This window comes from Neobacillus bataviensis LMG 21833 (genome assembly GCF_000307875.1).
Classification (GTDB): Bacteria; Bacillota; Bacilli; order Bacillales; family Cytobacillaceae; genus Neobacillus; species Neobacillus bataviensis.
Genome location: NZ_AJLS01000126.1, coordinates 85152 through 106512, shown reverse-complemented (window position 1 = coordinate 106512; position 21361 = coordinate 85152). Strand labels below are relative to the sequence as shown.

Below are 21361 nucleotides of genomic sequence, written 5' to 3'. Positions count from 1 at the left end.
CGCCTCCGGCTCTTCGTGTTTCCTTTATCTCAGTTGGAGTGCTCCAGGCCATACGCCGCTGACCAGGGCGCTTGCGCTTTTCTTTAATTTGCTTCATGGGTGACCACTTCATCCTTTTCCAATTGTTTTTAGGCATGTAATCGTATGCTATACCGCAAGATAAAAGAAAAAGAATGGAGAATCCCTATGCATACGATGTGGAAAGGAAGTATCAGTTTTGGACTAGTTAACATTCCCATCAAGCTTCACACGGCGACAGAAGATAAAGACATTAAGCTCAGAACCCTGCATAACAAATGCCATGCGCCAATTAAATATGAAAAAACTTGCTCTGTCTGTGGGGAAGAGGTAAAACCGGAAGATATCGTGAAGGCTTACGAATATACAAAAGGGAAATTTGTTGTTTTAGATCAAGAGGATCTTGAAAAGCTGCGGAAGGAAAATGAAGAAAAGGCCGTAGAAATCATTGATTTTGTCAAAATTGAAGAGATAGATCCGATTTATTTTGATCGAAGCTATTATATGTCACCTAACGAAGGTGGCGGTAAAGCCTATTCGCTGTTACGCAAGGCACTCCAGGAATCACAAAAGGTTGGTCTTGCGAAAATCATCATCCGTTCAAAGGAACAGATGGCAGTTATTCGAGTGTATGAAAATACATTGGTCATGGAAACCATACATTTTCCTGATGAGGTTCGTAAAGCCGGGGATGTCCCGAATGTTCCTTCAGAGGATAAGGTAACGAAAAGAGAATTAGATACAGCGATATTATTAATCGATCAATTAACAACTGTTTTTGAGCCTGAAAAATATACTGATGAATATCGAACAGCACTTCTTGAACTTATTGAATTAAAACGCAGCGGTAAAGAAACAGTTACTGCCGCAACAAAGGAACCTGCTTCAAATGTTACCGATTTAATGGCAGCCTTGCAGGCATCGATTGATCGGACGAAACCCAAAAAAGCTGCAGCCCCAAGGAAAAAGGCTGCTTCAAAAATCAAGAAAGAAGCATGACAAGTAAAATGGGAAAAAGCCAATTCGAAATTCATCGAATCGGTTTTTCCTTTTCATTTATGTTCTTTCACATATGTTTTTATCATAATTTTAAAAAGGACAATAATTCGTAGTAAAAGGGAGGAAAGGTAATGGCTTATAATGTACTCCTGGTTGCTGATCCGGGTATAGATGATTCCTTTGCCATTATGTATGCCTTACTTAATCCGCAAATAAATATAGTCGGTATTGTCAGTGGTTATGGAAACACGCCTAAGGAGCAGTCAGTAAAGAATACCGCTTATTTGTTAACTTTAGGTAATAGAGAAGATATTCCTATTATTGCTGGTACGGCTGGTCCTTTATCAGGTGAACCTATCCAGTATTACCCGGAAATTCATGGAAAGGAAGGGTTAGGGCCACTTAAACCACCAGAGACAATCAAAAATACACATGTTTATGATATCAATAAAATCCTTGAAATTGTTAAACAATATAAAGGGAATTTGGTAATTGTTTCAGTTGGGCGATTAACAGAGTTAGCATTGATGTTTATCTTATATGGAAATAATGCCTTACTGGATGTCACAGCTTTTTATATCATGGGCGGAGCATTTTTGGTGCCTGGTAATATTACTGCTGAAGCAGAGGCCAATTTCTATGTAGACCCAATTGCCGCAAATACAGTAATGGAAAAAGCACACAATATTTATTTATATCCGCTAAATATTACAAATAAAGCCATTATTACACCGGATATCATCAATTTTCTCGGTGAAAATAGTCCAACTCCATTTAAACCATTAATAAAACCGGCCTTTGATTATTATTATAAGGCATACCAAAAAAATGTACCGGGGATTCAAGGTGCGCCACTACATGATGTAGTTCCGCTTATGGCTTTAACGAATCCTGATCTAGTTAAGTATATACCTCGCCGTGTCAGAGTTGAGGAATTTGGTACCGCAAAAGGAAAAAGTATAGCTGATTTCCGCCCTAAGCCAGATAAAGAGCCCGCAAAAAGCATTGATTACATTGGAATGGAAGCTGATATACCGAAATTTACCACCAACTTTATTGAAATATTTATGAGAGGGGATTTTGGTAAAGTGTAATACAAAATATTTTCAGTATTTCCTAGTTTTAGAAATTAGATTGACAAATGGAGGGAAATACGATAAACTAGAGTTACGCTTTAATGTTCGTTAATATTTTTACTAGTAAGTAGCCGTAACTGCACGAATATGTGGGGAATGTCTATTACCCAACCGTGTAATTACGTTTTTTTTATTATTTTTAATGTACGAGTAACTTAAAGTGAACAAATTGTTGGGGGTAAGTTTTCATGAATAACGGTAAAGTAAAATGGTTTAATGCAGAAAAAGGTTTTGGATTTATTGAAGCAGACGGCGGTCAAGACGTATTCGTTCACTTCTCAGCTATTCAATCAGAAGGATTCAAAACTTTAGAAGAAGGTCAATCTGTATCTTTTGAAATCGTTGAAGGCGCTCGTGGACCACAAGCGGCAAACGTACAGGCAGTTTAATTCCTTAACATAAAAGGGTGATGCAGACGATGAAGGCATCACCTTTTTATCTATATAATATTACTAGAATAATAAATTCAAAACTAACAAACATAGGTTCAAAAACAGTCATAACTAATTTAAAGGAGTGATCGTTTTGGCGTTTGGTAGAAAAAATGAAGAAGAAATCAAATTAGAAGAAACAAAAATTTGGGTATGTACTTCAGAAAGTTGTAAATGCTGGGTTCGTGATAATTTTAAAAGTAGTGAACTGCCGCTTTGTCCCATTTGCAAAAGTGAAATGAGTCAATCAACAAAAGAACTACAGGTTATCCATAATCACAGTAAGAATTTTATGTAATGAAAATACAGGGAGAATCTACTCTCCCTGTATTTTTTTTTATTCTTCTTGATGCTGTTGGCAATATGTAAGGACAACTGCTTCCTCGTCTTCTTCTAGGGCAAAATCAAGAATCTTCTCGCTGCCACCTTCATAAAAATAATAACTAGAAATTTTGTCACCACTTTCCTCACTTACGTAAATGACTTTTAAGCCAATTCCGTTCTCAGAATAAAGTTCATCCTCTATGTCAACATCAAGTTCAAGGAAAAATTCATAACGATCCCCTGGTAATAATCCAAATGGATCTTCCAGTTTTTCCATTTCATGGCCAGTAATATTCAAAAGTATCATCCTTTACGGTTTAATTAGACCTCCTTATTATACACATTTTCCTTATAAGAGAGTAAATACATCTGCCTATTGATATTTTGCTGAATTTGAATTATATGTGAATAATTGCACAAAGTGATTCCGACTATGGCAGATTGAGGTAAGATATAAATATAAAGGAATAGTAGGAATAAAAAGGGAGTGAAAAAAATGAAGAGAAGGACTTTTTTGAAATGGTCTGGGGCAATGGGAATTCCCGTTATTGCCGGTGGAATCGGTACAAAAATGCTTGTCGATCATAAAGAGGAAACAGAGGTAGTGATTGCACAAGAAAAGGAGAAGGTTATTTCAACCTGCAGTATTAATAATTGCGGTGGACGCTGTGTGATCAAAGCGCATGTGAAAGACGGTGTGGTTGTTAGGGTTAGTACTGATACACAGGAGAGCGGGGACTTTTCAACACCGCCATTAAGAGCCTGTGTGAGAGGACGGAACTATCGAAGTATGCTTTACCACCCTGACCGGCTAAAATATCCGATGAAACGTGTAGGTAAACGGGGAGAAGGGAAATTTAAACAAATTTCATGGGATGAAGCGATCGATATCATTGCATCCGAAGTAAAGCGGATTGGCGATCAATATGGCCCCGAGTCAAGATATGTCAACTATGCTTCAGGGCAAAGCTGGGGACTTCATGGAGGTAAAAACGCCGCAAGGAAACTTTTGGCTCTTACAGGTGGTTATTTAAATTATCACAATGATTACAGCTCCGGGGCAGGAAATGTAGCCACCCCCTATACATACGGTACAAATAACACCGGTAGCAGCTTTGATTCCCTCTTACACTCAAAATATATTATTTTGTGGGGGCAAAATCCATCAGAGATGATTTTTTCAACGCCATATCGCGACTATTTAATGCAAGCAAAGAAAAATGGCGCAAAAATTATTGTGATTGACCCTCGCTATACGGATACTGCAATTGCTTTTGCCGATGAGTGGATTCCGATCTTGCCGACAACAGATAATGCAATGATGGATGCAATGGCCAATGTGATTGTAACGGAAAACTTACATGATCAAGCATTCCTTGATCAATACTGTATTGGTTTCGATGGTGATCATATGCCTGAAGGGGTTTCAAAGGAAGAGTCGTTAAAAAGCTATTTGCTTGGTGAGGAAGATGGGGTGGAAAAAACCCCTGAATGGGCGGAAAAGATTTGTCGTGTTCCGGCAGAGAAGATTCGTGAAATTGCCCGTGACTATGCAAAAATGAAGCCAGCGGCACTCATTCAAGGCTGGGCAGCACAACGCCAGGCGTATGGGGAGCAATTCATGCGCGGGGGTGCGCAGCTTGCCTGTATGACAGGGAATGTTGGGAAGCTTGGCGGTTGGGCAGCGGGAACTGGTTATTGGAGCCGATCAGATATTGTGTATCCATTTACATTTGAAAATCCAATCAAGGCCTCCATCCCATGTTTCCTTTGGACAAAGGCAGTAGAAAAAGGTACTGAAATGACTGCGCAGGATGGTTTACAAGGAACGGATAAATTAATGACCAACATTAAATGTATTTTTAATATGGCTGGAAACATGCTGATTAATCAGCATTCAGATATTAATAAAACCGTTAAACTGCTTGAGGATGAAAGCAAAGTTGAATTTATTGTTGTCAGCGATCTCTTTATGACGCCAAGTGCTAAATTTGCGGATATTTTATTACCCGGTACAACCTTTTTTGAACGGTATGATATTGGTGTTCCGTGGTGTTTTGGTGATTATGTTGTATTTGGTGATAAGGCAATAGAGCCGCTTTTTGAATGTCGTGATGAATATGATGTGTTTGCTGAAGTGGCCGGAAAATTGGGGTTAAAGGAAAAATTCACAGAGGGAAAAACAACCCTTGATCTAGTTAAGGAAAGTGTGGAAAGAACGAAGAAAGAACTTGATTCAAGGTTCCCGACATTTGAAGAATTTCGTAATAAGGGGGTTCACCATTTTAAATTTGAAGCCCCACTTATCGGCTTCAAAGAGCAAATTGATGACCTTGAAAATCATCCATTTGAAACTCCTTCTGGAAAAATTGAATTGTTCTCAAAAGCATTATGGGATATGAATAGGCTCGATGAAATTCCCGCAATTGCGAAATATATACCTTCCTGGGAAGGGCCAGAAGACCCGTTAATAGAAAAGTTCCCATTACAGTTAATAAGCTGGCATTATAAACGAAGATGTCACTCCACCTATGATAATCAGCCATGGCTTGAGGAAGCAGCTAAGCAAGAAATGTGGATGAATCCAAAGGATGCGGAAAAACGGGGAATTATCGATGGAGATCGTGTCAGAGTCATGAATGAGCGCGGTTCTCTCTTTATCGCTGTAAAGGTAACGCCTCGTATTACTCCTGGAGTTGTTGGGATTCCCCAAGGTGCATGGTATACACCGGATAAAGCTGGATTAGATCAACGGGGATCAATAAACGTGCTAACATCGCAGCGGCCGACAGCTCTTGCGAAAGCAAATCCGCAATTAACGAACCTTGTTGAAGTAAAAAAAGCGTAGGGAGTGAGGAAGTTGGCCCAGTTAGGATTTTATATAAATCAAAGTCTTTGCACTGGCTGTAAGGCCTGTAGTGTGTCATGTAAGGATAAAAATAATCTCAATGTAGGTATAAATTTCCGCAGAGTATATACCTATGAGGAGGGCAGCTTCATCCAGCAGCCGTCCAGCGGAATTGTCCAAAACGTTAAATCATTTTACTTTTCCATTGCTTGTAATCATTGTACACATCCGAAATGTACACAAAGCTGTCCGGTAGGGGCAATAAGTAAAGATAAAGAAAATGGCGTGGTAACGATTAACCAAGAAGTTTGTCAAGGAACACAATTATGTGTGAGGGCGTGTCCATACGGGGCGCCGCAATATAATAAAAAGATATTTAAATCTGATAAATGTGATTTTTGTATCGATCTTCAAGATAAGGGCGAGGAACCGGTATGTGTTTCGACATGTCCGATGAGGGCAATTGAATTCGGCCCAATAAAAGAGCTGCGGAAAAAGTATGGAAATGTCAGCCAAATTAAAGGGATGCCAAATGCTTCGATTACACATCCAAACATAGTGATCACACCGCATAAGGATGCGGAATTATCCAGTAGTTAACAAATTTTGGAGCTGGTCATATGTCATTACTTGTTAATTGGCTTGAAAGCCTGCATGTCGATGTGAAAATTTCTAACAAATGCTCAAGAAAGAGAAATCTTCATTCTACCTGTACGTTTTGTGTGGAGGAATGTAATTTTGAAGCAATAATCATTCACCAACAAACAATTGAGATAAATTCAGAACGCTGCACTTCCTGTGGGGATTGTATGATTTCTTGCCCATTGTCAGCCATCGAAGGTATACCGGCTTCAAGGAAATTTGACAAGGGAAGGCTTATGTATATTGAGGACTACACCCCTTCTGTAAAAGAACTGTTGATTTATAGGAAAAGAGGATTATACTCAATTGCCATTGTAGAGAATGCGCTTAATCAAAGGTGGGAATCCGTTCTAAATGAAGCCAATTGTAAACTGAAAATCCTTGGTGATCAAGCAATTGTTGTCATTCAAATCGATAAGGAAGCAACCCTTTCAAGAAGAGCGTTTTTTAGCTCCTTTCAAAAAGAAGGGAAGAATATGGCAAAAAGTATGGCACCTGCTCGATGGAAGATAGAAGCTGATGAGTGGATCCTTAAAAACTATTACCCGGATTATCAATTTTTTAAAGTAAAGATTGATCAAAACAAATGTACACTTTGCCAGGCATGTTTTTCCTTTTGCTCGCAAAAAGTTTTTCGTGTATTTGACACTTTTGTACAAATTAATAATGAAAAATGCGTAAATTGTAGGGATTGTCAGGATATTTGTCCGGAACATGCCATTCAAATAATAGCGGATTTTCAAGAAAAAAGTAAACTACTTGAAAACTTTCGTAAAAAAGAATGTCGAGATTGTGGTCAGCCTTTTCATACCTTTAAGCAGGAACGGGAGAAATGTCATGTTTGTACCGGAAGGGATCCTGAATGGTTAAGTCCTTATTTATAAAGGAAAGCAAAAAACGCCAGAAATCTCTGGCGTTTTTTACATGTATTATTGAAAGAATATGTAAGGAGAAGATGAGATTCGAACTCACGCAACGGTTACCCGTCCTAACGCATTTCGAGTGCGCCCCCTTATAACCACTTGGGTACTTCTCCAAAGTCTATGGAGCGGGTGAGGGGAATCGAACCCCCGCCGTCAGCTTGGGAAGCTGAAATTCTACCATTAAACCACACCCGCAGATATGAATGAACAACAATTATTATAGCATATTAATTAATAGAGTAAAAGTGAAATGTAGTATAAGGAAGAAATGATGAATGAAAATCCTCCAATAAAAGGAAAATCATTCAAAAGCAGTCGCTGTTTGAATGATTTTGAAAGAAAATGATTGATTTTTGGAATCGGTTTCAGTATAATAAACACATGAATAATAAATCAAGGTGGTGATGACTTGTTAACTCCTGAACGTCATCGAATCATTCTTCAATTATTAAAAGATAAAAATATTGTGAAAATCCAAGAAATCATGGAGCTGACGAACAGCTCAGAATCAACGATTAGAAGGGATTTATCCCAATTAGAAGAGCAAAAGTTCTTAAAAAGGATTCACGGCGGTGCACAAAGATTGAAAGGGAAACTACAAGAGCCAAGCATGATAGAGAAATCATCCAAAAACCTTCAAGAAAAACGACTGATTGCCCAATATGCCGCAAGTTTAGTGGAAGAGGGAGATTGTATTTATCTTGATGCCGGCTCAACTATCATTGAAATGATTGAGTACTTACCTTTAAAAGATATTGTCGTGGTAACAAATGGACTCATGCATATATCGCCGTTAGTAGATAAAGGGATTTCAACCTATATTATTGGCGGGCTAACAAAGTTAAAAACAAATGCTGTAATTGGGCGAGGGGCATTAGCAAGCCTAGACCTTTACCGCTTTGATAAATGCTTTATCGGAGTAAATGGGATCCATCCGCAGTTTGGCTTCACAACTCCCGATCAAGAGGAAGCGATGGTCAAGCAAAAAGCGATTTCTTTATCCAGAGAAGCCTTTGTGTTAGCAGATAACACGAAATTTGCTGAAATTTCTTTTGCGAAAATTGCCGATATCAATGAGGCATCCATCATCACAAATGAATTAGAAGATGAAACAATGGAGCAATACTTAAATCGAACTTCAATAAAGGTAGTGACACCATGATCTATACATTAACGCTTAATCCATCTGTAGACTATATTGTCCAGCTGGAAAGCTTCCAGCTAGGAGAGTTAAATCGCACCATAAATGAAACCAAGTTTCCAGGTGGTAAAGGAATTAACGTCTCAAGGGTGTTAAATCAATTTGCTGCAAAAAGTAAAGCGCTTGGATTTGCAGGCGGTTTTACAGGAACATATGTAGAACAATTCCTACAAAAAGAACAAATTGATACAGATTTCGTTCGGGTCGAGGAAGATACCCGGATAAATATAAAACTTAAAACGGGTCAGGAGTCAGAAATCAATGCATCCGGTCCTCAAATTTCTGAACACCATTTCACAAAATTAAAAGAAAAAATTCAGCAGTTAGGTTCTGAAGATTTACTGGTAATTGCCGGAAGTATTCCCGCAACATTGCCGGAAACCACTTATGAAGACTTAGTAAAAGTTTGCCGAAAAAATGGTGCTAAATTTGTTGTCGATGCTGAAGGGGAGCTGCTTAAAAAAGTCCTTCCATACGGGCCGTTTTTAATCAAACCAAATCATCATGAGCTAGGGGAACTTTTTGAAACATCGATTTCAAGTGTAGAGGAAGCAATCCCCTTTGGTAAAAAGCTGATTGCAATGGGAGCCCAAAATGTTATTGTCTCACTTGCCGACAAGGGGGCTGTATTAATAAACAAAAATACTTCCTTCATGGCCGAGGTTCCAAAGGGAAAGGTTAAAAACTCAGTTGGTGCAGGTGATTCGATGGTGGCGGGATTTTTGGCTGTTTATGAAAAAACTAAAAATATCGAGGAAGCCTTTCGATACAGCGTTGCCTCCGGCAGTGCAACTGCATTTTCGCTTGGTCTTTGTACAAAGGAAAAAGTAGAGGAACTCCTGCCGCAGGTTCATATAAAGGAATTATTTTAAGGGAGAAAAGGCCATGAAAATTACAGAATTGTTATCGAAGAATACAATTTTACTAAATATTAAAGGCAATGAAAAAGAAAGTACAATTGATCAGCTTGTTGATGTCTTATTAAAGGCGGATAAAATTTCCGACCGCGCCGAATTCAAAGCGGCAATAGTAAAGCGTGAAGAACAAAGTACGACAGGAATTGGCGACGGGATTGCAATTCCTCATGCGAAAACGAAGGCCGTGAAGGAAGCAGCGATTGTTTTTGGGAAATCAGCTGCGGGCGTTAACTATGAATCTTTAGACGGCAAACCTTCCCACCTATTCTTTATGATTGCGGCTCCGGAGGGTGCAAATAATACCCATTTAGAAGCTTTGGCACGTCTTTCAGGATTATTGATGAAAGTAGAAGTTCGATACGAGCTTTTAATGGCGACTACTGCAGAAGAAGTTATTAAAGTAATAAATCGGTTTGACAAAGTAGAAGAGGAAACACCAGTTACAAAAAATAACGAACAGTTAGTTGTTGCGGTTACAGGTTGTCCTACAGGAATTGCTCATACGTATATGGCTGCAGATTCACTTAAAGTAAAAGCGAAAGAAATGGGTGTAGATATAAAGGTTGAAACCAACGGCTCCGGCGGTGCTAAAAATATTCTCACGAATGAAGAAATTGAAAAGGCGACAGCTGTTATTGTTGCTGCCGATATCAATGTGGAAATGGAACGTTTCAAGGGAAAACATGTCATTCAAGCCCCGGTTGCAGATGGAATTCGGCGACCTGAGAAATTGATTGACAAGGCCTTAAAGCAAGATGCTCCTGTTTATCAGGGGAATGGAGCTAAAAGTACTCAAGATACTGACCAAAAGGGTTCTCGTAAAGGCTTTTACAAACATCTGATGAATGGCGTATCAAATATGCTTCCGTTTGTTGTAGGAGGCGGAATTTTAATTGCAATCAGCTTTATGTTTGGCTATAACTCAGCAAATCCAGACGATCCATCTTATAATCCGATTGCGGCAGTCATAAAGGCCATTGGCGGTGATAATGCATTTGCATTAATCGTTCCCGTTCTTGCCGGATTTATAGCCCTCAGTATCGCCGACCGTCCTGGTTTCGCCCCAGGTATGGTAGGAGGTATGATGGCTGCAAGTGGAGGGGCTGGCTTCCTAGGCGGTTTAATCGCCGGTTTCCTAGCGGGTTACATTGTGCTTTTATTGAAAAAATTATTTGCCGGTTTGCCACGCTCGCTTGAAGGAATAAAAAGTATTTTAATATATCCTCTATTAGGGATTGCCATTACAGGATTTTTGATGCATTACGTTGTCAACAATCCGGTGGCATGGATTAACAAGGAAATTGCTGATTGGTTAACAGGTCTTGGAACGGGTAATGCGGTATTATTAGGGATTGTCCTCGGACTAATGATGTCCTTTGATATGGGTGGCCCCATTAACAAGGCGGCCTACGTGTTTGGAACAGGATTGTTAGCAAGTGGTGTGTATGGGCCAATGGCAGCGATTATGGCAGCAGGAATGGTACCGCCGCTAGCCATTGCAATTGCAACCACGGTTTTCAAAAGTAAGTTTAACAAACAAGATAAAGATGCCGGAAAAGCTTGTTATGTGATGGGACTATCATTCATAACAGAAGGTGCCATACCATTTGCCGCAGCGGATCCGCTCCGCGTCATTCCTTCTGTAATGGCTGGTTCTGCTATCGCAGGGGCCCTATCAATGGCATTCGGTATTGGCCTTCGGGCACCGCATGGCGGAATCTTTGTCGTTCCATTGGTTGAAGGCGGTGCCTTACTGTATGCTTTGGCAATCATCATTGGTTCAGTAGTTTCGGCATTATTAATCGGTTTCCTTAAGAAACCGGTAAAATCGGTATAAAACAAGACAAACAAAAGTGCTGAGAAAGTCTTCCTCAGCACTTTTGCTATGCCTCCGCTTTCGGCTTAATCGAAAAGAGAGCCACAATGGCCGCAGCAACACTAAGGCCGCTCAGTAATATAAATATCCAATGATTCGCATATTTCATTAGCACAGCTATAATCGGGGGGCCTGCTGCGACTCCGATGAATCTCATCGAATTGTAAATCGATGTAATAGTGCCCCGTTCTTTCTTCTCCACTCCCTCAGTAATTAAGGCATCCAAACATGGAAGGCCTAAACCAATTCCTACTCCGCTGATCAAAAACATGGCAATCATATACCATAGTTTAATCGAAAACCATAGTGCAGCAATGGATAATGCTGCTGCAACTATACCGCCAAAAGTTAACCATTTCATCAGCACTTTATTTTTCTTAATTACTTTTCCGCTTATAAAGGACGATAAACAAAGTGCTCCTAACGGTAATGCTAAAAATAATCCCTTTTTAACATCTTTTATACCATATTCACTTTCAAAAACCTCTGACAGATAAAATAAAATTCCAAATAGAATTAGCATCAGGGTTCCGCCAATAAAAAAGATGGCATAAAGCCAACGTCCCTTTTCGGTAAAAGTTTTTTTTACATTGACAAAAAACTCTTTAAAGGGAATTTTCTTTTCATCTGTTTTTGGACACTTGACGAGAAAAATCATCATGATAACGGATATAGCACAAAAAATCGGAAAGGAGAAAAAGGGTAAAAACCAGATAAACCCTGCAAGAAATGCACCTAAAATCGGACTTAATACTTTCCCAAAGGTATTGGATGTTTCAATAAGCCCTAAGCAGGTACTAACATCATCATCATTTTTAAACATGTCACCAACCAGAGGCATGACAATCGGTGCCGCCCCAGCGGCGCCTACTCCTTGTAAAGCCCTGCCAGCTAAAATAAGCCAATAGGCATCATCTAACTTCCATGAGGCGAATCCAGAAACCAGGCCTCCTATTCCCGCAATGATTAGGCTGGGAATAATAACCTTTTTCCTGCCGATGTGATCTGACAAATAACCGGCAACCGGAATTAAAAAAATGGCAACAATGGAATAAACGGTAATGATCATGCTGGATTGAAAGGAGGAAATCGACAATTTTTTTTCCATTGATGGCAATACAGGTATTAGCATTGAATTTCCTAACGTCATAACCAATGGAATGGAAGACAGTGAGATTATTGCCCACTTTTGCTTAGATACCTCATTGGATCGCTTTTGTCCTGCTGCAGATTGCTTCTTTTTTGCAGCACGTGGATTTTGGCTTAATTGTTCAATATGTTCCATGAATATTCTAGCCTGCCTTCATTTATTTGCTACTGTTAATATTCACTTATTTAGATTTAAAAAACAATGAAATGTAAATCCTTTTAATGGAAGTTCGAAAAGCAGGTTTGCGAAAAGTCAAAAAATAATTCCTTGACAGTGGACTGCAATGTATATTAACATGATAAAAAATAATCATAGTAAATCGTTGAGCAAGAGGAGTACACATATTTGATTCTTTCCAGGGAGTCGGGGCAGGTGGGAACCGATAAGATAAGATTTGTGGAATGGACTTGCGAGAGGCATCTTGAACCTGTAGTAGGGATGCACGGAGTTCCACCGTTAAAAGGATAGGATATCGAACGACATTGTTTCTGTATCCGAAAGAGGAAGCAGATTTTTTCTGTTTCAAATTTGAGGTGGCACCACGGTCAACAGAATCGTCCTCTATATGCGCAAATTATTTGCGCATATAGAGGACGATTTTTTTTTTTTACTTTGAGAGGAGCTAGGACATGAAAACAGTAGATGGTTTTTTTATCCGGGAAATAAAAGGTGATACATTAACGCCAATCTCTATTTTGCAAAAGATAAGTGGAAGCAAAAAATTCTTATTGGAAAGTTCCCATAAATACAATGACTCCGGGCGCTATTCGTTTATCGGGGCAGACCCGGCCTTTGAACTAATTTCGAAGGGAGGTCGTAACGAAATTGTCAATCGGGATGGTAAGAAAAGGGTATTTACGGGCAACCCATTGGAAGTGTTAAAGGAGCTTTTACCGCCAAGAGATTTTGAGGAGCATGCCTTTCCCTTTGTAGGCGGTGCTGTAGGGTATGTTGGATATGACATTATCAGATCCTACGAAATCATTGGTGAGGAATATTCAAACGGGTTAGACATGCCAGATGTACACTTAATGTTTTATGAGGAAGTCATCGTATTTGATCATCTAGAAGAGAAAATCATGCTTTGCGGGCTTCCGCTTACAGAAACAACTACGGAAGAAGTGATTGAAAACCGTTTAAAGAAAAGGATAGAGGAGTTAAAACAGCCGATTTATTATCGTGATGAGGAGCCCTTTCATTTCTCCGGTTTTTATTCGGATACGGAAAAGGAAACTTTTATTAAACAGGTTGAAATCGCAAAGGAACATATTTTAGCTGGGGATATATTTCAGGTGGTGCTATCAAGACGGATGAAGTCATCGTTTCAAGGAACACCCTTATCCCTGTATCGAAAACACCGCAGTCATAATCCAACACCTTATATGTTTTATATTGATTTTGATGACTATACCGTTATCGGTTCCTCCCCGGAAAGCTTAATAAAGACAAAAGGGAAAATGGTTATTTCAAATCCTATTGCCGGAACGAAGCGGAGAGGGGAGTCTAGACTTGAGGATCTGCAGATTGAACATGAATTAGTAACCGATGAAAAGGAGCTGGCTGAGCATCGAATGCTTGTTGATCTTGGCAGGAATGATCTTGGAAAGGTTTGTGAATTCGGGACGGTTCAAATTGAAAAGTATATGGTGGTGGAAAAATTCCGACATGTCATGCATCTAGTGTCAGAGGTAAGCGGTGAGCTTCTGCCGGAAAAGACAGCCATTGATGCCCTTGCCGCATGCCTTCCGGCAGGAACGGTTTCAGGTGCACCAAAGGTAAGGGCGATGGAAATCATCAACACCCTGGAAAAATCAAAACGGGGTCTCTATTCAGGAGCCATTGGGTATGTATCGGCAAGCGGAAATATCGATTTTGCCCTTGCGATTCGAACGATGATCATAAAAGATGGAACAGCTAGTATCCAAGCGGGTGCAGGCATTGTCTATGATTCGAATCCGGAGTCAGAGTATGAGGAAACTGTAAATAAGTTAAAAACCTTTTTGGAGGGTGAGCAATGATCTTACTGATCGATAATTTCGATTCGTTTACATTTAATCTTTATCAGTATTTAGGTGAATTAGGAGAAAAAACTGCTGTATATCGAAATAATCAACTTTCCATCGAACAAATCAGAGATATGAATCCAAAAGCCATTATTCTATCACCTGGTCCCGGACGACCTGAAGCTGCAGGTATTTGTATAGAAGTGATTCAAACATTCTACCGGGAAATTCCGATTTTGGGTATATGTCTCGGTCATCAGGCTATCGGTGCCGCATTCGGAAGTGTAATAGGCAGGGCCCATTCCATTAAGCACGGGAAATCATCTTCCATTACACATGACAGCAGTGGGATTTTTGCTAACCTAGAATCGCCTGTTGAGGTAATGCGCTATCATTCCTTATCCATTGATAAAAGCCATATTGCTGAGCAATTAAAGGTTATCGCCATTTCAAGTGATGATAATGAAGTAATGGCAATCAAACACCAGCAATTTCCTGTCTACGGTCTGCAATTTCATCCTGAATCAATTGGAACGCCATTAGGAAAAGCAATGATTGCTAACTTTTTACTTGAAATAGAAGGGAAGAAGACAAATGAAGAATTATTTACTCCAATTAGCTGACAAACAATCATTTTCGGAAAATCAAATGAAAGAAGCCTTCAATTTTATCTTGGGTGAAGAAGTTTCTGAATCGGAAATTGGTGCCTTTTTAATGGGTTTAAAATCAAAAGGTGAAACCGTCGAGGAGATTGCTGGGATTGTGAAGGCATTGAAGGATCATACGCTGACATTTAACCGGAAATTCCCGAATGTTCTTGATAATTGCGGGACGGGGGGAGACGGATCGTCGAGTTTTAATGTCAGTACCACTTCTGCCTTTGTTATTGCTGCGGCTGGTATCCCTGTTGCAAAGCACGGGAATCGGAGTATATCAAGTAAAACAGGGAGCGCTGACGTACTAGAGCACCTTGGGGTAAATTTAAATTTATCGGCAGAACAAACAGAGGAAATTCTTGAGGAAATCGGTGTGGCCTTTTTATTCGCTCCACATGTACATCCAAAATTAAAAAAAGTGATGACAGTAAGGAAGCAATTAAAAATTCCGACTATCTTTAATTTTATCGGCCCTTTAACAAACCCCATTGATTTGGACTATCAATTGCTTGGTGTTTACCGAAGGGATTTATTGAATGTATTTGCGGAAGTACTGCAGAAGCTTGGCCGCAAACGGGCTGTGGTCATTAATGGTGCGGGGTATATGGACGAAGCCTCCCTTCAAGGGGAAAACCACTTTTCCCTTATGGAGGATGGATGTATTACCAATCATTCCTTTTTCCCCGAAGAAATGAATCTTACTCGATATGACAACAGTTGTATAAAAGGTGGGGATTCAAAAGAAAATGCTGAGATCCTAGTCAAAGTTTTAAAAGGGGAAAAAGGAGCCCATCTGGATACTGTTTTACTTAATGCCGGTATCGGAATTTTTACCGCTGGGAAAGCAGAAACGATGAAAGAAGGAATAAAATTTGCAAAAGAGATGATTGACACGGGTGCGGCATATGAAAAACTTACCGTGCTCATTGATAAATCACGAGCAAGCAGGAGAGAGGCGATTTAAATGGTGACAATTCTTGACCAAATCATTGAACAGAAGAAGAAAGAGGTGCCTCTTCTTCAAGAAAGTATACACAGGATTCCGCAAACAGAATTCCCAAAAAGATCCTTTATTCAGAAATTGCAAGAAGCGAATCAATTGTCGATTATCGCTGAATTTAAACGAGCATCGCCTTCAAAGGGAATCATCAATAACGGAATTGAACCAGCCCGACAGGTAGCAATTTATGAAGAATCCGGTGCATCCGCCATTTCTGTGTTAACAGATCAACGTTTTTTTAAAGGTTCATTTTCCGATTTGCAGAGAGTACGTGAAACGGTGGATCTGCCTATTCTCTGTAAAGACTTTATCATCGATCCGTTGCAAATTGATATGGCAGCCGCTAATGGTGCCGATCTGATTTTGTTAATTGCAGCCGCATTAGATGAAACCCGATTAAACGAGTTATTTCAATATGCCAGATCGAAAGACTTGGAGGTTTTGGTAGAAGTCCATAATCAGGAAGAACTAGAAAAGGCACTTAACACAAATGCCAGGCTAATTGGGGTAAATAATCGGGATTTAAAAACCTTCAATGTTTCACTTGAAGTGACTGAAGCATTGGCCAGAGCAGTAAAAAAATCCGGTGCTTACCTAATTAGCGAGAGCGGTATTCATCACCAAGAGGATGCGGAGCGGGTTAGAAATGCCGGCGCGAATGGAATTTTAGTAGGGGAAGCGTTAATGACAAGTAGTGATGTCAAAAAAGCCTTCCTAGACCTGCGTCTGCCACTTCGGCAGGTGATAAATGAATGAATGTGAAAATTTGCGGAATAACCGATGTCGAAACAGCACTTGCGACAGCCGGATATGGGGCGGATGCCATTGGTTTTGTATTTGCTGAAAGTAAGCGGAGGGTTTCGATAGAAAAAGCAAAAGAAATTGTTGCGTCTTTACCAATTGATGTATGTAAGGTTGGTGTTTTTGTAAATGAAACAAGGGAAGAGATCGAAAGAATTACCTCAGTCGTCGGTTTAACACATATCCAATTACATGGCGACGAACCCGCTTCATTCTGCGAATCGCTTTCATTACCTGTAATTAAATCAATAAGCTTTCAGGGGAATGATGGTCTGGCAGAAAGTGTTCAATTTCCGGGGGAGTATATACTGCTCGATAGCCCAAAAGAAAAATATCGGGGTGGAAATGGTACTGCGTTTGAATGGAATGAAGTAAATACTGCCCTTTTAAGTGAGAAAAAGGTTATTCTAGCAGGTGGTTTACATGTAAACAATGTGGAGCAGGCGATCAACATCATTAAACCGGATATGGTGGATGTAAGCTCCGGTGTTGAATCCGAGGGAGTAAAGGATCTAGTAAAGATAAAAGAATTTATTGAAAAGGTAAAAAAACTAGGGGGGAACGAAAATGAGCACTTATACATTACCAAATGAGAAAGGAAATTTCGGTATTTTTGGAGGAAGATTTGTACCGGAAACCTTAATGAAGGCCGTTATTGAACTAAATGAAGCATATGAAACAGCAAAAAAAGACCCTGCCTTTCAAGCGGAGATTGCCCAATTATTAAAAGAGTATGTGGGGAGAGAGACTCCATTATATTTTGCAGAAAATCTTACTAAACATGCAGGCGGCGCAAATATTTTTCTTAAAAGAGAAGATTTGAACCATACGGGTGCGCATAAAATCAATAATGCTATTGGTCAGGCATTACTTGCGGTTAGAATGGGAAAACGAAGGATTGTGGCTGAAACCGGTGCCGGTCAGCATGGTGTGGCGACGGCAACTGTTTGTGCATTGTTAAATCTAGATTGTATTATTTTTATGGGTGAAGAGGATATAAAAAGACAGGCATTGAACGTCTTTCGCATGGAATTGCTGGGTGCAAAGGTGGTTGGGGTTACCTCAGGGAGCGCCACATTAAAGGATGCCGTTAACGAAGCATTAAGATACTGGGTAGCCAATGTGGATGATACTCACTATCTGTTAGGTTCTGTCATGGGTCCACATCCATTTCCCGTCATGGTCAGGGACTTTCAAAGTGTAATTGGTAAAGAAACAAAGGAACAATTCCTAAAGCGGGAAGGCTGCCTCCCTGATGCAGTTGTTGCCTGTATTGGTGGTGGAAGTAACGCGATGGGGATGTTTTATCCGTTTATTGAGGATAAGTCAGTCCGTTTATATGGGGTTGAAGCCGCTGGCGCCGGTGTTGAAACCGATTTTCATGCCGCTTCATTAACCAAAGGCAGACCAGGTGTTTTACATGGTGCCTTAATGTATTTATTGCAAACCGATGATGGTCAAATTCAAGAAGCTCATTCCATATCTGCCGGCCTCGATTATCCCGGCGTAGGACCGGAACACAGCCATCTAAAGGATAGCGGAAGGGCAAGCTATTATTCTATTACAGATCAAGAAGCCTTGGATGCCTTTCAACTTTTATCAAAGCTTGAGGGAATTATTCCTGCACTTGAAAGTGCCCATGCCGTTGCCTTTTGCGTTAAGCTTGCCGCCGAAATGAACGATACACAAAACATCGTTATTTGCTTATCGGGTCGTGGCGATAAAGATGTAGATACTGTGAAATCCAGGCTAGAAGGGGGAAATGAACATGAATCGAATTGAACAAACATTTTCAATATTGCAAAGCAATAACAAAAAGGCGTTCATTCCTTACATATTGGCAGGGGATGGAGGGCTAAATAGTTTAGTAGACAGATTATCAATACTTGAACGATTCGGTGCAAGCGCAATCGAGGTTGGAGTACCTTTTTCTGATCCAGTTGCAGATGGGCCAACCATACAACAAGCGGGATTAAGAGCACTTCAAAACGGTACGACATTAAAGGGGATTATTGCAGAATTAGAAAAAGCGAGAGAAATCATTTCTATCCCTATTCTCCTTATGACCTATTTAAATCCAATTTACTCTTACGGAATCGATAAATTTGTTCACGATATCCGAAGTGCAGGGGTAGATGGGTGTATTATTCCCGATCTCCCCATTGAGGAAGAAGAGATCATTACACCCCAGCTTGAGGAGGCACAAATTGAATTAATTCGTTTAGTTACCCTTACAACACCCCTTGAGCGAGTAAAAACAATCTCAAGTAAGGGCAGAGGATTTTTATATACTGTTACAGTTAAAGGGATTACAGGGGTAAGAAATGAATATGACGCTAAATTACAGCAATTTCTTAAAACGGTAAAAGAGATAAGCCCTATTCCGGTAATGGCCGGATTTGGGATATCAACAAAAGAACAAATGGCGGAATTAACAGAATACTGTGATGGAGTTATTGTTGGCAGCAAAATAGTTGATTTATTTGCACAGAATGGTCTAAGCGAAATGGAAGAATTAATGTCTAGTTTCAAACAGGAAACAAAATTAGTTTAAGGGTAAAAAAGTCTACTTCATCACGAAGTAGACTTTTTTCCTCTTACGTGTCATTTGTTACAGCAGGATGGGTCTAGTTTTACTATAATTTGGTTTGATATATACCGAAAAACTATAATGGTAAATAAGGATGAGGGATTATGATGATTTATGAACCAATCCTATCTATTATGGCTACACTTGAAGGGTTTGGAGGAATTTCCTATCAACTAAGAGTGGATTTTGAAAAAAACACGTTTGCTTCCTTGGAATGGAGAAATAAAGAAGTTTGTCAGCCATTTTCAGATCTCCGAATAGTTAAACCTGGCAATTTGGAGGAGTTTAAAAGGGAAGTTTACACACTAAATATTTGGAATTGGAAGTCATTTTATTGCAAAAAGGATGGGATTATTCTGGAAGGGAAGTACTGGTCTGTAAAAGTGAAAACGAAGGGGAAGGTTTATGGTAGCGAAGGAACTGAATGTTTTCCTGCTAATTGGGGTCAGTTTTGCAGTGCGGTGGAAAAGTTAACGGGAACCCCGTTTCGATAAAAGGAAAGAGTGTTAAATGCTGACATAGGTCGACAATTTCTTGATAAGAACGGTTATCTCCTTTATAATATGTGTATACTTGCTTTATGAAAAAGAACTTGAAAATTCTTAGTCTTTGTTTTCATACCTTTGCATGAAACTTCCAGTTGTGGAAGTTTTGTTTGTTTTTATAGATATTTTTTACACATGCAATAAGATTATTTTTTCTAGGGGCGTTGTGTTATGAAGGATTTAACCGTGGAAGAGCTTTTTAATTTGAAAGAACCAAAGATCATCGATATCCGCTCACCAATTGAATTTAAGGAAGGCGCTATTCCAGGAGCGATCAATGTTCCTTTATTTTCCGATGAAGAACGTCAAGAAGTCGGAACCATTTACAAACACGAAGGGCAGGCAGCAGCAAAGTGGAGAGCAATGGAATTTGTTTCACCGAAAATCCCTATGCTTCTTAAAACGATAAAATCCCATCATACCGAGGGAGAATTAGTGATCCATTGTTGGCGCGGCGGGATGCGCAGTAAAGCGGTAGTGACTTTTTTAGAATTTGCCGGAATTTATGCATGGCGGTTACTTGGCGGTTATAAGGCATATCGTCATCATATTCTTGAAAAAGTCCCCACCATCATTCCTAATCAGGCGGTTGTTCTTCATGGGATGACAGGTGTTGGCAAAACAGAGGTGTTGAAGGTTTTGGAAAGGAAAGGCTATCCAATCCTTGACCTTGAAGACATGGCAGGTCATCGTGGGTCTATTTTCGGTACAATTGGTCTTGGGGAGGGCCATAATCAAAAAACATTTGATTCCCTTTTATTTAAGGGACTTCAGAAAATCCAGGGCAGCGATTATTTTCTTGTGGAAGCAGAAAGCAAACGAATTGGCAAAGCCGTTCAGCCAGAAAAATTGATGGATGTTAAATTTAAAGGGATTAACATTTATATCCATTCATCTCTTGAACAAAGAGTTACGCAGCTTGTTTCTGAATATGTGATGCCATATGAACGGGAGCCTTGGTATTTCGAACAAATCTCATTGGGTATTGAAAAGGTATTAAAACGTGTGAAAGATATAGAAATAAGAAAAAAACTCATGGAATCTTTGCATGAAAAGAATTATCGAGAAATGATCATGATATTACTCGAACACTATTATGACCCGCGCTATGACCATGCAAGACAAGAGTATGAAGGAGAATTCTTTGACATATTTGCTGAAGATCCAATGGACGCCGCGATCCAAATTGCAGGTAAACTGAATGAGTTTTTATTTCAGCCCATTTTAACGGAAAATAAATAGAAATAAGATTCAAGGGATGTCATTAGGGTAAATAACCTAAATGGCATCTTTTTTTGATT

21 protein-coding genes, 2 tRNA genes and 1 other annotated feature are annotated in these 21361 nt (G+C 39.7%); of the genes, 19 read left to right on the top strand and 4 right to left on the bottom strand.

The features are described 5' to 3' along the window. The first annotated feature begins 186 nt into the window (after nucleotides 1–186). From ku to BABA_RS18495, 4 genes are all read left to right on the top strand, one after another. Nucleotides 187–1017 carry a non-homologous end joining protein Ku gene (ku, locus tag BABA_RS18510; RefSeq protein WP_007086756.1) on the top strand — a complete coding sequence of 277 codons (831 nt, stop codon included), beginning with the start codon at nucleotides 187–189 and terminating at the stop codon, nucleotides 1015–1017. A gap of 131 nt (nucleotides 1018–1148) precedes the next feature. Then, complete coding sequence (locus BABA_RS18505) at nucleotides 1149–2111, top strand: nucleoside hydrolase (protein WP_007086755.1); 963 nt, start codon at nucleotides 1149–1151, stop codon at nucleotides 2109–2111. A gap of 230 nt (nucleotides 2112–2341) precedes the next feature. Beyond that, the gene (locus BABA_RS18500) at nucleotides 2342–2542 is read left to right on the top strand and encodes a cold-shock protein (RefSeq protein ID WP_007086754.1); all 201 of its coding nucleotides are present in this window, start codon (nucleotides 2342–2344) and stop codon (nucleotides 2540–2542) included. Between the two features lie 136 nt (nucleotides 2543–2678). Next, nucleotides 2679–2882, top strand: a complete 204-nt coding sequence (locus BABA_RS18495) for a cold-shock protein (RefSeq protein ID WP_007086753.1) — start codon at nucleotides 2679–2681, stop codon at nucleotides 2880–2882. 39 nt (nucleotides 2883–2921) lie between these two features. Here BABA_RS18495 and BABA_RS18490 read toward each other — a convergent pair whose 3' ends face one another. Next, entirely contained in the window at nucleotides 2922–3215 is a 294-nt protein-coding gene (locus tag BABA_RS18490; RefSeq protein ID WP_007086752.1) for a DUF6509 family protein, read from the bottom strand. 189 nt (nucleotides 3216–3404) lie between these two features. Between BABA_RS18490 and BABA_RS18485 the strand changes: the two genes are divergently transcribed. From BABA_RS18485 to BABA_RS18475, 3 genes are read left to right on the top strand one after another with little or no spacing between them, the layout of a single operon-like run. Further along, complete coding sequence (locus BABA_RS18485) at nucleotides 3405–5756, top strand: DMSO/selenate family reductase complex A subunit (protein WP_007086751.1); 2352 nt, start codon at nucleotides 3405–3407, stop codon at nucleotides 5754–5756. Between the two features lie 12 nt (nucleotides 5757–5768). Further along, nucleotides 5769–6356, top strand: coding sequence for a DMSO/selenate family reductase complex B subunit (locus tag BABA_RS18480; protein WP_007086750.1), 588 nt, complete (start codon nucleotides 5769–5771; stop codon nucleotides 6354–6356). A gap of 20 nt (nucleotides 6357–6376) precedes the next feature. After that, nucleotides 6377–7282 (top strand): 4Fe-4S dicluster domain-containing protein, encoded by a 906-nt coding sequence (locus BABA_RS18475; RefSeq protein WP_007086749.1) that lies wholly within the window; start codon nucleotides 6377–6379, stop codon nucleotides 7280–7282. A gap of 63 nt (nucleotides 7283–7345) precedes the next feature. Here BABA_RS18475 and BABA_RS18470 read toward each other — a convergent pair. Further along, nucleotides 7346–7434, bottom strand: a tRNA-Ser gene (locus tag BABA_RS18470). 8 nt (nucleotides 7435–7442) lie between these two features. After that, a tRNA-Gly gene (locus BABA_RS18465) sits at nucleotides 7443–7516 on the bottom strand. A 214-nt stretch (nucleotides 7517–7730) separates the two neighbouring features. Between BABA_RS18465 and BABA_RS18460 the strand changes: the two genes are divergently transcribed. Genes BABA_RS18460 through BABA_RS18450 form a run of 3 tightly spaced genes read left to right on the top strand, consistent with a single transcriptional unit; the run spans nucleotide 7731 to nucleotide 11276 of the window. Then, nucleotides 7731–8483: a DeoR/GlpR family DNA-binding transcription regulator gene (locus tag BABA_RS18460; RefSeq protein ID WP_007086748.1), complete on the top strand. Its 753-nt coding sequence runs from the start codon at nucleotides 7731–7733 to the stop codon at nucleotides 8481–8483. Further along, nucleotides 8480–9394: a 1-phosphofructokinase gene (gene pfkB, locus BABA_RS18455; RefSeq protein WP_007086747.1), complete on the top strand. Its 915-nt coding sequence runs from the start codon at nucleotides 8480–8482 to the stop codon at nucleotides 9392–9394. The genes BABA_RS18460 and pfkB overlap by 4 nt, the downstream gene beginning before the upstream one ends. A gap of 13 nt (nucleotides 9395–9407) precedes the next feature. After that, nucleotides 9408–11276 (top strand): PTS fructose transporter subunit IIABC, encoded by a 1869-nt coding sequence (locus BABA_RS18450; RefSeq protein ID WP_007086746.1) that lies wholly within the window; start codon nucleotides 9408–9410, stop codon nucleotides 11274–11276. A gap of 46 nt (nucleotides 11277–11322) precedes the next feature. Here BABA_RS18450 and BABA_RS18445 read toward each other — a convergent pair whose 3' ends face one another. Beyond that, the gene (locus tag BABA_RS18445) at nucleotides 11323–12600 is read right to left on the bottom strand and encodes a bacillibactin exporter BcbE (protein WP_007086745.1); all 1278 of its coding nucleotides are present in this window, start codon (nucleotides 12598–12600) and stop codon (nucleotides 11323–11325) included. Between the two features lie 178 nt (nucleotides 12601–12778). Then, nucleotides 12779–13030, top strand: a binding site (T-box leader). 64 nt (nucleotides 13031–13094) lie between these two features. On the opposite strand from BABA_RS18445, the gene trpE reads away from it, so the two are divergent. From trpE to mnmH, 9 genes are all read left to right on the top strand, one after another. After that, nucleotides 13095–14483, top strand: a complete 1389-nt coding sequence (gene trpE, locus BABA_RS18440; RefSeq protein ID WP_007086744.1) for an anthranilate synthase component I — start codon at nucleotides 13095–13097, stop codon at nucleotides 14481–14483. Then, complete coding sequence (locus BABA_RS18435; protein ID WP_007086743.1) at nucleotides 14480–15091, top strand: anthranilate synthase component II; 612 nt, start codon at nucleotides 14480–14482, stop codon at nucleotides 15089–15091. The genes trpE and BABA_RS18435 overlap by 4 nt, the downstream gene beginning before the upstream one ends. Further along, complete coding sequence (gene trpD, locus BABA_RS18430) at nucleotides 15063–16088, top strand: anthranilate phosphoribosyltransferase (protein ID WP_007086742.1); 1026 nt, start codon at nucleotides 15063–15065, stop codon at nucleotides 16086–16088. Before BABA_RS18435 ends, trpD begins: the two co-directional genes overlap by 29 nt. Continuing rightward, the gene (gene trpC / locus BABA_RS18425; RefSeq protein ID WP_007086741.1) at nucleotides 16089–16880 is read left to right on the top strand and encodes an indole-3-glycerol phosphate synthase TrpC; all 792 of its coding nucleotides are present in this window, start codon (nucleotides 16089–16091) and stop codon (nucleotides 16878–16880) included. Continuing rightward, nucleotides 16877–17518: a phosphoribosylanthranilate isomerase gene (locus tag BABA_RS18420; RefSeq protein WP_007086740.1), complete on the top strand. Its 642-nt coding sequence runs from the start codon at nucleotides 16877–16879 to the stop codon at nucleotides 17516–17518. The genes trpC and BABA_RS18420 overlap by 4 nt, the downstream gene beginning before the upstream one ends. Further along, on the top strand, nucleotides 17493–18707 hold the full coding sequence (gene trpB, locus BABA_RS18415) for a tryptophan synthase subunit beta (protein WP_007086739.1): 1215 nt from the start codon (nucleotides 17493–17495) through the stop codon (nucleotides 18705–18707). The genes BABA_RS18420 and trpB overlap by 26 nt, the downstream gene beginning before the upstream one ends. Beyond that, nucleotides 18688–19479, top strand: a complete 792-nt coding sequence (trpA, locus tag BABA_RS18410; protein ID WP_211214200.1) for a tryptophan synthase subunit alpha — start codon at nucleotides 18688–18690, stop codon at nucleotides 19477–19479. Before trpB ends, trpA begins: the two co-directional genes overlap by 20 nt. Nucleotides 19480–19619: 140 nt before the next feature. Beyond that, nucleotides 19620–20009, top strand: coding sequence for a hypothetical protein (locus tag BABA_RS18405; RefSeq protein ID WP_007086737.1), 390 nt, complete (start codon nucleotides 19620–19622; stop codon nucleotides 20007–20009). Between the two features lie 222 nt (nucleotides 20010–20231). Beyond that, the gene (gene mnmH / locus BABA_RS18400) at nucleotides 20232–21302 is read left to right on the top strand and encodes a tRNA 2-selenouridine(34) synthase MnmH (protein ID WP_007086736.1); all 1071 of its coding nucleotides are present in this window, start codon (nucleotides 20232–20234) and stop codon (nucleotides 21300–21302) included. The last annotated feature ends 59 nt before the right edge of the window (nucleotides 21303–21361 follow it).

Coding starts and splice junctions, on each gene's coding strand:
- ku (WP_007086756.1), top strand. CDS start 187: ATGCATACGATGTGGAAAGGAAGTATCAGTTTTGGACTAGTTAACATT.
- BABA_RS18505 (WP_007086755.1), top strand. CDS start 1,149: ATGGCTTATAATGTACTCCTGGTTGCTGATCCGGGTATAGATGATTCC.
- BABA_RS18500 (WP_007086754.1), top strand. CDS start 2,342: ATGAATAACGGTAAAGTAAAATGGTTTAATGCAGAAAAAGGTTTTGGA.
- BABA_RS18490 (WP_007086752.1), bottom strand. CDS start 3,215: ATGATACTTTTGAATATTACTGGCCATGAAATGGAAAAACTGGAAGAT.
- BABA_RS18485 (WP_007086751.1), top strand. CDS start 3,405: ATGAAGAGAAGGACTTTTTTGAAATGGTCTGGGGCAATGGGAATTCCC.
- BABA_RS18475 (WP_007086749.1), top strand. CDS start 6,377: ATGTCATTACTTGTTAATTGGCTTGAAAGCCTGCATGTCGATGTGAAA.
- pfkB (WP_007086747.1), top strand. CDS start 8,480: ATGATCTATACATTAACGCTTAATCCATCTGTAGACTATATTGTCCAG.
- BABA_RS18450 (WP_007086746.1), top strand. CDS start 9,408: ATGAAAATTACAGAATTGTTATCGAAGAATACAATTTTACTAAATATT.
- BABA_RS18445 (WP_007086745.1), bottom strand. CDS start 12,600: ATGGAACATATTGAACAATTAAGCCAAAATCCACGTGCTGCAAAAAAG.
- trpE (WP_007086744.1), top strand. CDS start 13,095: ATGAAAACAGTAGATGGTTTTTTTATCCGGGAAATAAAAGGTGATACA.
- BABA_RS18435 (WP_007086743.1), top strand. CDS start 14,480: ATGATCTTACTGATCGATAATTTCGATTCGTTTACATTTAATCTTTAT.
- trpD (WP_007086742.1), top strand. CDS start 15,063: ATGAAGAATTATTTACTCCAATTAGCTGACAAACAATCATTTTCGGAA.
- trpC (WP_007086741.1), top strand. CDS start 16,089: ATGGTGACAATTCTTGACCAAATCATTGAACAGAAGAAGAAAGAGGTG.
- BABA_RS18420 (WP_007086740.1), top strand. CDS start 16,877: ATGAATGTGAAAATTTGCGGAATAACCGATGTCGAAACAGCACTTGCG.
- trpB (WP_007086739.1), top strand. CDS start 17,493: ATGAGCACTTATACATTACCAAATGAGAAAGGAAATTTCGGTATTTTT.
- trpA (WP_211214200.1), top strand. CDS start 18,688: ATGAACATGAATCGAATTGAACAAACATTTTCAATATTGCAAAGCAAT.
- BABA_RS18405 (WP_007086737.1), top strand. CDS start 19,620: ATGATGATTTATGAACCAATCCTATCTATTATGGCTACACTTGAAGGG.
- mnmH (WP_007086736.1), top strand. CDS start 20,232: ATGAAGGATTTAACCGTGGAAGAGCTTTTTAATTTGAAAGAACCAAAG.